This window comes from Methylomagnum sp., from assembly GCF_054333355.1.
In genome coordinates, this window is sequence record NZ_JBTEKS010000183.1 from 1 (window position 1) to 8,554 (window position 8,554).

Below are 8,554 nucleotides of genomic sequence, written 5' to 3' on the forward strand. Positions count from 1 at the left end.
CCCAGGTCGTCAGGGCGAGTTTTCCGCCCGGCCTCACCCGCCGCCAGAACTCCCTGACCGCGCCCGGCATGTCCGGCACGAAGAAGATGCCGAACGCGCACACCACCGCGTCGAAGGCCGAATCCGGGAATCCCAGCGACATCATATCCCCCGCCTGGAATTCGACCTGCGCCAGGCCGCGCCGCCGAGCCTTGGCCCGCGCCAGTTCCAGGAGGTTGTCGGCCAGATCGACCCCGATTACCCGCCCCTCCGCCCCAACGGCTTCCGCCGCTGGAAGCGCCGAGGTGCCGCTGCCGCAGCAGACATCGAGCACGGTTTGGCCCGGTCGCAGGTTCAGCCTGTCGATGGTCGCTTGCCCGAAGCGATCCCAAAACGTGTTGGCGGGATGGTCGAAAAGATCGGCGGCGGCGTTGTACGCGGCGGCGGCGCGGGCCTTGGCGGCTTCCAGATCGTGCATGATGGTTCCTTCGCTTGGAGTAACGAGTGTCGATCAGGCCAACCCTACCGCTTTGGCCCGCCAGCGGCGAGGAGATTGGGCGGCGGGCCGATGGGTTCGAAGTTCCTCAGCAGCGGCACGTCGTCCTTGGCGACCCAGCGGATAGCCAGGTTGTAGCTGCCCTGCGGTCCCCAGCCCCCGGTGAATTTCTCCCCATTGGGCGTGAAGGTCCAGCACATGTCCTCCCCGGCAGTGTTGATGGTGTCGCCCAGGTTCAGCGGCTCCTGCCATTCGCCCTTGGGATTCTGGTGGGCGATCCACTCGTCGTGCCCGCCCCGTGACCTCATGTCGGGCCGGTTGCTGGTGACGATCATGCTCTTGCCGTCCTTAGCCAACCCGGTCCAGTGCAGGTGATCCCGGTAGGGTGAATTGATCCGGGGGCCGAGGCTTACGGGCTTTTGCCAGACGCCGTCCTTCTTCTCCACCTTCCAGATGTCGCTGTCCTGGGTGAGGCCGGGCTGTTGGTAGTTGAAGTAGATCAGGCTGTCGGAGGCGATGATGGGGCAATGCTCCTCGCCGGTCGGCGTGTTGAGGTGCGGCAGTTCGGGCACCTCGTTCCAGCTCCTGGCGGGTTGCCAGACGCCGTTGCTTTTCTGGGTGACGTACAGGTCGCCGGTCGAGAGGTTGCCCGCCGCGTAGCGGGTGAAGTAGATGAGGTTGCCGTCGTCGGAGAAGCTTGCCTCCAGTTCCCAGGCGGGGGTGTTGATGTTCGGTCCCACGGTGGGGTCGATGCCCTGCCCCAGAGGGACGGGTGCCTGCCAGACGCCGTCCACGTTGCGGGCCATCCAGACATCGAAGTTGTAGGGCGTCCCCGACTCGACGCTGCCGGGCCGGGTCGAGGTGAACAGGGCGGTTTTGCCGTCGGCGCTATAGGTGATCTCGAAGTTCGAGCCGGGCGAATCGAGTCCCCCGCCCATGGGGTGCGAAGTGGGAGGAGCGTCCGCCCCATCCCCGCCGGGCGTGGACATGCCGGGCATCGCGTTGGCGATGCCTGTTGCCACGAGCAGTGCCAGCCCCAGGGGGCCAAAGTTTGATGTGTTTGATTTTTCTTTCATGCATAGACCTTCTTCAAATGATACGTGTAGCGCGGATAAACGCGGCGCATCCGCCTTGCTGCTGTGGGAGTGGGCTTTAGCCCACGATTGACGATGAGGCTTCTCGTGGGCTGAAGCCCACTCCCACGGCCTTTCGTATGGCTTTCTTTTAAACCTTCACTTCCAGCACTAGATTGGTGGGCGTCACCGCCGCCCGCCAAACTTGGCTGAAACCCGCCGCGTTCAGCACCTCGGTCAGCCGTTTTTGACTGGCCTGGGCGCCCAAGCCAAGGCCGACCTCCTGGGATTTGGAGGCGGGCACGCACACCATGGTCGAGAACGAGTAATAAATCTGGCCCAAGGGATGAAGGTTTTCTTCCAGGCTATCCCCGGCGAAAGGCTCGACCAGCATTAATGTGCCGTCACTCGCCAAGCTGCTGGCGATGTGCCGGGCCGCGCCGATGGGATCACCCATGTCGTGCAGGGCATCGAAGACCGTGACCAGATCGTAGTTCTTGCCCGGATACTCTTTCGCCGTCACCACTTCGAAGATGGTGTTGGCGGCGACGTCCGCCGCCCGCGCCCGTTCCCGCGCATGTTCAATGGACGGGGCATGGAAATCGAAGCCGTGGAAGGTCGAGTTGGGGAAGGCTTGCGCCATGAGGATGGTCGAGGAGCCGTGTCCGCAGCCCACATCGGCGACCCTGGCCCCGGCTTCGAGCTTTTCCCGGACGCCATTGAGCGCGGGCATCCAGGCGTTAATCAGGTTCATGGCGTACATGGGCCGGAAGAAGCGCTCCGTGCCGCAGAAGAGGCACTGGCTATGGTCGCTCCACGGCAAACCCTGGCCGCTGCGGAACACATCGACCACTTTGGACTCGTCGAAATACACCGACATGACCGCCTGGAAGAAGCCTTGCATACAGGCCGGATGGCCCTCGGCGGCGAACACCACGGCCTGCTCGGGTGTCATCGAAAACCGGCCCGAGGCGGGATCGTAATTCACGTATCCGGCAGCCGCATTGGCTGACAGCCATTCCCGCAAATAACGCTCGTTTAATGCCGGTGCTATCAGCCAATTCCTGGCTGGTGGCCGGGCTGATTTCAGCCAAGGCGCTGTAAAGGTCCAGCTTGTCCCCCATGTAGGCCATCAATAATCCCAAGGCGCCGGCCACATCGCCGATGACTTTGCCCTGCAACTTGTCCAGTGTGGTTTGATTGATTTCGTTCAAGCGTAAGGCCATGTCTCCTCCGGTATTGTCTGGCTCCTGACTCGGGAACCGGATTTAAACAAAATAAGCCGCCGCTTGGCATTCTCGTTTTGGCTTCTCGAGTAGGTGTGGGCCGGGTTCGGGAAGTCCAAACTAAAGTTCGGACTCCTGGGTCAGGCTCCGGGTTATCAAACAGGTTCTTGCGCTCGCCGCATGAGGCCGCCTCGGTTTTGAAAACCGAGTCGGCCTTGGCGGCTCAAAACCCTTCGCAATAGGGCCGCAGGTCGATTTCCTGGGTCCAGGCCGATCTGGGTTGGCTGTGCAGCGCCCAATAGGTGGCGGCGATGGCGTCCGGGTCCAGTAGCCCATCCTCGCCCTTGGACGCCACGAATTCCGGGAATTGTCGGCGGGCGCGGTCGCCGTCGATGACGCCATCAATGACCGCGTGGACGACGTGCACGCCCTGGGGTCCGAACTCCCGCGCCATGCCCTGGGCCAGCGCCCGGAGTCCCGTCTTGGCGGCGGAAAACGCGGTGAACGGCGGGCGGGCGCGGAGGGACGCCGTGGCCCCGGTGAAGATCAAGGTGCCCCGTTGCCTCGGGAGGAATGCTCGCACGGCCTCCCGGCCCACCAAGAATCCGCCCAGACAATTCTTCCGCCACAAGTCCTCGAACAATTCGGCGCTGGTCTCCAGCAGCGGCGCACGGGCGTTGCGGTCCACGTTGTAGGCCACCAGTTCCGGGGCGGATTCGGCGGCGACGGCTTCAAACAACCGGACCACCTCCGCTTCCACCGTGGCGTCGGCCACCCAGGGGATGGCCCTGCCGTTGTGGGCGGCGATCTCGGCGGCGACCCGTTCCAGCTTGGCTAAGGTTCTTCCCACCAAGTACACGCACAAGCCTTCCTGGGCGAAGCGCCGGGCCAGGGCGGCACCCAAGCCTTGGCTGGGTCCGACGCCGAGGACGATGGCGGATGGGTTGACGGGATTGTTCATGATGTGAGGGAAATCACCAGGGAACGGATGGCGTCGTCGCTGGCCCGGCCCCCGGCGTTGCGGGTGACGTGGGCGTCGCCTTCGGAAAGCCCGGCGTACTTGGCGGGATCGAGCCGGGCGTCCATGCAGGTCAGGATGGCGAAGCCCCGGGCCGGTGACAGGGCCAGATCGCCCTTGTCGAAGGTGGACACATAGCCCTCGTTGGCTTTCAGCACCCCGGTCAGAATCTTGCTCATGGCGTTTTCTCCTCGAATGTTGTTTTTAGGTTGGTTTTCACTAACCGGATTCACAGCCAATGGGCCAATCCGAAGCCCACCAGCCCGATCCCTGTCAATTGGCGTACCGGGTCCGCCGAACCCGGCAGATACCGTTCCGCGACGATGGCCAGGGTGATGCCGCCCATCCATGGCAGGTTCATCACCCCGACCGCGAACATCACCAGCATCTCCGCCCAGCAGCAGCCGAGGCAATAGCGCCCGTGATGCAAGCCCAGCCGCAACCCGCCCCAGCCGCCGGGACGCCCATGGCTCAGCAGAAAGCCCAGGGGCGTCCGGCAATGACTGAGGCAGGCGGCTTTCCAGGGCGTGAACTGATAAACCCCGGCCAGGACCAGGATCGTTCCCGAGACCGCCCCATTGCCCGCGTCCATCATGGGCGTGAGCCAGCGCAGGCCATGGAACAGCCATTGCAGCCCGGTGGCGGCGACGCTAAAGCTGACCCAGACCAGGAAATACCCCAGCAGGAAGGTCGGCAAGTTCATCTTCCCCGCCGCTGGCCCGCTCCGGCCCAGGCGGTGCACCAACAGCGCCATGGGCGTCGCCACCGGCAGCATCATCGCCAGCATCATGATGGCCCACATGCTCAAGGCCAGCCCGAAATCCAGCGCGGACCAATGCCAAGTGCCGGTGGGCGGCATCCACATCCCGTCCATGGGCGAGCTGGACATGGAGACCTGCTGCGCGTAGAGCGCCCACCACGCGGCGACCGTGGCGGAACTCAGTCCCGCCGCGATCAAGGGGCCGGAGAACGCGCTGGCGGAACGCCGGATCGCAGCCGCCATGCTCAGGGGTGGTACTCGAAGGGCGAGAAAAAGGCGTTGCGGCCGGAGAATTCCCAGTCGAAGCCATAATCCCGGTAGCGGTAGGTTTCCGAACTCGCGACCACGGACGGGTGGGAAGGCGCCACGCACAGCCGTGGGTTGCTGATGGTGGCTTCGCCCCCGGCGATGCCCTCGATGGCGCGGACCTGCATTTCACCCACATCGGCCAGGGTGAGTTTCCGTTCCTGGCCGAGTATTTCGTAGGTCATGGGCACCTTCTTCACGCCCAGCACCTCGGTGACGAGGCTCGCCAGCACCGCCGGATGCCCGCCCGCCTGTCCCGCGAAGATGCGGACCAGCGCGTCGGTTTGCGCCTCATCGGCCCGCTCGTCCACATACAGCGCGGCCTGCCAATGGCCATCCTTCATGTTACCCGGCGCGAAGCAGGCCAGCGCCACGTTGAGGCCGTCCAGGACGACGCCGTCCGAACGCCCCCGTTCCACATGCCAGGCCACCAGCAGCTTGCACTCGCCCTCGCTGGGCGGCTTGAACCAGATGCAGGGACAGGCGGTTTCGCAGTTGCAGGCCTCGAAGTAATCGCCTTCCAGATGCCAGGGAAATGGGGCGTTCATCAGGGTTCTCCGGTAGGTTTCAGTGGGCTAGTAGTAGCCAGTCAGGTTGAATTTACCGGATGTAGGTCGGGCTTCAGCCCGACGGGTCGGGTTAAAACCCGACCTACAAAAGCCGCGTTTCATGTTGACTGCGCCTAGCCACTAGGGGGGTACGCCTCAAGCGCGGCTGAAGATCAGGCCGAAATTGTTGGCCGGCATGTTGACCTTCTCGCTCAGTGTCAAAGCGTGATCGTGGGCCGCCTTTTCGAGATCGGCGATGTCCTTCAAGCCCCATTCGGCGACGCCGGCGGAATGGATCATCTGATCGAACTCCTGGTTGGATTCGGTGGTGTACCCGCCGTGGTCCTTGAACGGGCCGTAGATGAACAGGAAGCCGTCCTTGTGCAGCAGTTGGGCCGCGCACTTCATCATGCCGTCGGCGACGGAGATGGGCGCCACCTGGAAGATGTTGATGACGAAGATCACATCGAACAGTTGGTCGCCGGGACGGGGCCAGGTTTCCTCGCGGGTCAGGTCGAGGATGACGGGATTCGCCACGTTCTTCACCTCGTTCTCCCAGGTGACCCGCGCGATGTTCTCCAGGGCATGTTCGTTGAGGTCGGAGGGATGGAAGGTCAGATTCGGGAAGTGGGGCGCGAAGTAGTTGATGTGCATGCCGCTGCCGCTGGCGAGTTCCAGGGCATGGCCGGGCGCGGTCGGGAACTTCTGCTTGAACACGTCCAGCAGCGGGTCGCGGTTGCGCTTGCCCGCCCAGGCGACGTAGGGGCTGAGGGGATGGGGATCGAGATGGGGGCGTTCCAGGGTCATGGGTTTCTCCTCTGGGATGATGGTTTTTCTGTGGTTCGCAAAGTCCGACATCGGACGGGCCGATCATTGCAGCCAGTGTGCCAAGCCGGGCCGGTTGGTTTTGGCTCGATATAACAAGGACTTACGGACAGCGCCCCGGTCAGTTTTTGAAATTACGCTTCACTGAGAGAAAATAGGTTTCAAAAATAGGGGTGTTCCACCCGTTCACGGCCACGAGGCTGTTCATCCTTCGATTCCGTTTTCACGCCATTAATTCGCCATGAGTCACACCCCCTTTTCTCACCTCACCCCCATCGGCTTTCTGCAAACCTTCGTGCTCGAACTCATGGATGTCTGCGAGGCGGCGGGGCTCAGCCAGACGGAACAGCTCATCGAGCGCATCGCCCGCAGCGCCGGACGCTTCTTCGAGGAAGCCTTCCGGGCGGAGTACGGCATCGACGGCACCCTGGACCGGGAGGGCTACGCGGATCTCATCATTGGCCTCAAAAACAAGATCGGCGGTCATTTTTCCCTGGTGTCCAGCGACGCGGACTGCATCCGGGTGGTCAGCGGCCGGTGCCCTTTCGGCGAGGGGGTGCGGAATTCCCCCGAACTGTGCCGGATGACTTCCAGCGTGTTCGGCGGCATCGCGGCCCGCAATTTCGGCTATGCCCGGGTGGTGTTGGAGCAGCGCATCGCCCTCGGTCACGCGGGCTGCGCCGTGGCGATCTACCTGAACCGCGCCGCCGCCGGGGATAGCGAGGGCATCGACTACCGCAACCCCGGCGACGCCCCGCCCGAGCAGCGCTCCATCGCGGTGTTGCAAAGCCGCATCGAGGAACGGATGCATTACCTGTGGTGCCAGATGGACGCCCGCCGCTCCGCCCTGCCGGAGTCCGAACGCCCCGCCATCGTGGCGGAATCCCCGGCCATGCAGAACGTGCTGCGGGCCATCGAAGCCGTGGCGCCGACCCCGGCCACGGTGCTGATCCGGGGCGAAACCGGGGTCGGCAAGGAACTGGCGGCGCGGGCCATCCATGCCCTGAGCGAGCGCTGCGACAAGCCGTTCATCGCGGTGAATTGCGGGGCCATTCCCGAGGGCTTGGTGGAAAGCGCGTTGTTCGGCCACGAGAAAGGCGCCTTCACCGGGGCGGTGGAAATCCATCGGGGTTATTTCGAGCGGGCCGACGGCGGCACCCTGTTCCTGGACGAAGTGGACGCCCTGACCCCGGCGGTGCAGGTGCGATTGCTGCGGGTCTTGCAGGAAGGCGAGCTGGAACGGGTGGGCGGACACCGCACCCTGGCCGTGGATGTGCGCATCGTCGCCGCCACCAACTGCGACCTGGAACGGGCCGTGGCGGAGGGCGCCTTCCGCAAAGACCTTTACTACCGCATCAACGTAGTGAAACTGGCGATTCCGCCCCTGGCCGAACGCCGGGAAGACATTCCCCGGCTGGTGGAACTGGTTCTCAAGCGGCTGGCCGCCCGCTATCGAAAGCCCATCCGGGGCGTCACGCCGGGACTGATGGAGCGGCTCAAGGCCCACCCCTGGCCCGGCAATGTCCGTGAACTGGAGAACACCCTGGAACGGGCGGTGCTGTTTGCGGCGGGTGCCGAATTGAACGACGCCGAACTGGGCGGGGAGGCGGCGTCCCCGGCGGCGCAGCCAAGCTTCAAGGCCCGTCGGAAACAGGTGTTGGACAAACTGGAAAGGGAGTATCTGGTGCAGGCTTTGCAGCGCTTCCGGGGGGACATCGGGCAGGTGGCCGAGGCCATGGAGCTGACCCCGCGAGCGGTGTATATGAAGCTGAAGGAATTAGGCATCGAACCGTCGGCTTATCGACCAGCCCGTTAGCGAGGCAATGGATCGAATCCAAATCCGCAAGCTAGTAGGCGATCAGAACGATACCCGTATCCCAGTATCGAATTTCTGCGGGCTGTTGTTCCGAAAGTCCGCTTGGTCAAGCCTGCGGCTTTCCCACATCCGGAATCGATCATCCGAATCGGGGCGGCTTCCGAATTTCGACGAATGCAACCCGAAGCAAGGCGAGAAGCCGGAGCCTCCTGTTGAAAATCGCCAAACCCGGAAAGCCAATGTCGGCTTTATTGGGTACGACACCAACTTCGAGATCATGTCCGAGAGCCGCCGTTCGAAATGATTTAGGGCTGGGCAAGAGTGTCGGCTAAGGCCGATTTGACGCCACCCGGGTCCTCCGCGCTTGGTGCGGACCTGCGGCGACCCGGCGTGACCGCCGCCGCCCGGGGGAATTCGGGGCCTGTCAGGCCGACGAGCGGCCCGAATGCGCCCGCGACAGGTCCACCCGGGGCATCAGGGGCAGGCCCTGTCGGCAAGGGGCGAACA

At 63.8% G+C, this 8,554-nt stretch carries 9 protein-coding genes and 1 pseudogene; 2 read left to right on the forward strand and 8 right to left on the reverse strand.

Translation table 11 applies throughout. The annotated features are described in order from the left end of the window. The 8 genes and pseudogenes from ACXWUF_RS13880 to ACXWUF_RS13915 form a co-directional block, all read right to left on the reverse strand. Positions 1–457: class I SAM-dependent methyltransferase (locus ACXWUF_RS13880; RefSeq protein WP_458495262.1), on the reverse strand; the 457-nt coding region annotated here is incomplete at its 3' end. A gap of 44 nt (positions 458–501) precedes the next feature. Next, positions 502–1,551, reverse strand: a complete 1,050-nt coding sequence (locus ACXWUF_RS13885) for a TolB family protein (RefSeq protein ID WP_458495263.1) — start codon at positions 1,549–1,551, stop codon at positions 502–504. A gap of 148 nt (positions 1,552–1,699) precedes the next feature. Then, the gene (locus ACXWUF_RS13890) at positions 1,700–2,575 is read right to left on the reverse strand and encodes a class I SAM-dependent methyltransferase (RefSeq protein ID WP_458495264.1); all 876 of its coding nucleotides are present in this window, start codon (positions 2,573–2,575) and stop codon (positions 1,700–1,702) included. 422 nt (positions 2,576–2,997) lie between these two features. After that, a complete protein-coding gene (locus ACXWUF_RS13895) occupies positions 2,998–3,735 on the reverse strand; it encodes an SDR family NAD(P)-dependent oxidoreductase (protein WP_458495265.1) in 738 nt (245 codons plus the stop codon). Between the two features lie 8 nt (positions 3,736–3,743). Then, a pseudogene (locus tag ACXWUF_RS13900) lies at positions 3,744–3,971 on the reverse strand (carbonic anhydrase); the annotation flags it as partial. A gap of 50 nt (positions 3,972–4,021) precedes the next feature. Then, on the reverse strand, positions 4,022–4,795 hold the full coding sequence (locus ACXWUF_RS13905; protein ID WP_458495266.1) for a DUF2182 domain-containing protein: 774 nt from the start codon (positions 4,793–4,795) through the stop codon (positions 4,022–4,024). 2 nt (positions 4,796–4,797) lie between these two features. Continuing rightward, the gene (locus ACXWUF_RS13910; RefSeq protein ID WP_458495267.1) at positions 4,798–5,406 is read right to left on the reverse strand and encodes a DUF1326 domain-containing protein; all 609 of its coding nucleotides are present in this window, start codon (positions 5,404–5,406) and stop codon (positions 4,798–4,800) included. Between the two features lie 156 nt (positions 5,407–5,562). Next, complete coding sequence (locus ACXWUF_RS13915; RefSeq protein WP_458495268.1) at positions 5,563–6,213, reverse strand: DUF938 domain-containing protein; 651 nt, start codon at positions 6,211–6,213, stop codon at positions 5,563–5,565. Positions 6,214–6,472: 259 nt separating this feature from the next. Here ACXWUF_RS13915 and ACXWUF_RS13920 point away from each other — a divergent pair, with 259 nt between their 5' ends. Beyond that, a complete protein-coding gene (locus ACXWUF_RS13920) occupies positions 6,473–8,047 on the forward strand; it encodes a sigma 54-interacting transcriptional regulator (RefSeq protein WP_458495269.1) in 1,575 nt (524 codons plus the stop codon). Between the two features lie 7 nt (positions 8,048–8,054). Continuing rightward, positions 8,055–8,351 carry a hypothetical protein gene (locus ACXWUF_RS13925; protein WP_458495270.1) on the forward strand — a complete coding sequence of 99 codons (297 nt, stop codon included), beginning with the start codon at positions 8,055–8,057 and terminating at the stop codon, positions 8,349–8,351. The last annotated feature ends 203 nt before the right edge of the window (positions 8,352–8,554 follow it).

What these genes read in the sequence shown, in the direction of transcription:
- ACXWUF_RS13885 (WP_458495263.1), bottom strand. Translation starts at nt 1,551, where the DNA reads ATGAAAGAAAAATCAAACACATCAAACTTTGGCCCCCTGGGGCTGGCA.
- ACXWUF_RS13895 (WP_458495265.1), bottom strand. Translation starts at nt 3,735, where the DNA reads ATGAACAATCCCGTCAACCCATCCGCCATCGTCCTCGGCGTCGGACCC.
- ACXWUF_RS13905 (WP_458495266.1), bottom strand. Translation starts at nt 4,795, where the DNA reads ATGGCGGCTGCGATCCGGCGTTCCGCCAGCGCGTTCTCCGGCCCCTTG.
- ACXWUF_RS13910 (WP_458495267.1), bottom strand. Translation starts at nt 5,406, where the DNA reads ATGAACGCCCCATTTCCCTGGCATCTGGAAGGCGATTACTTCGAGGCC.
- ACXWUF_RS13915 (WP_458495268.1), bottom strand. Translation starts at nt 6,213, where the DNA reads ATGACCCTGGAACGCCCCCATCTCGATCCCCATCCCCTCAGCCCCTAC.
- ACXWUF_RS13920 (WP_458495269.1), top strand. Translation starts at nt 6,473, where the DNA reads ATGAGTCACACCCCCTTTTCTCACCTCACCCCCATCGGCTTTCTGCAA.
- ACXWUF_RS13925 (WP_458495270.1), top strand. Translation starts at nt 8,055, where the DNA reads ATGGATCGAATCCAAATCCGCAAGCTAGTAGGCGATCAGAACGATACC.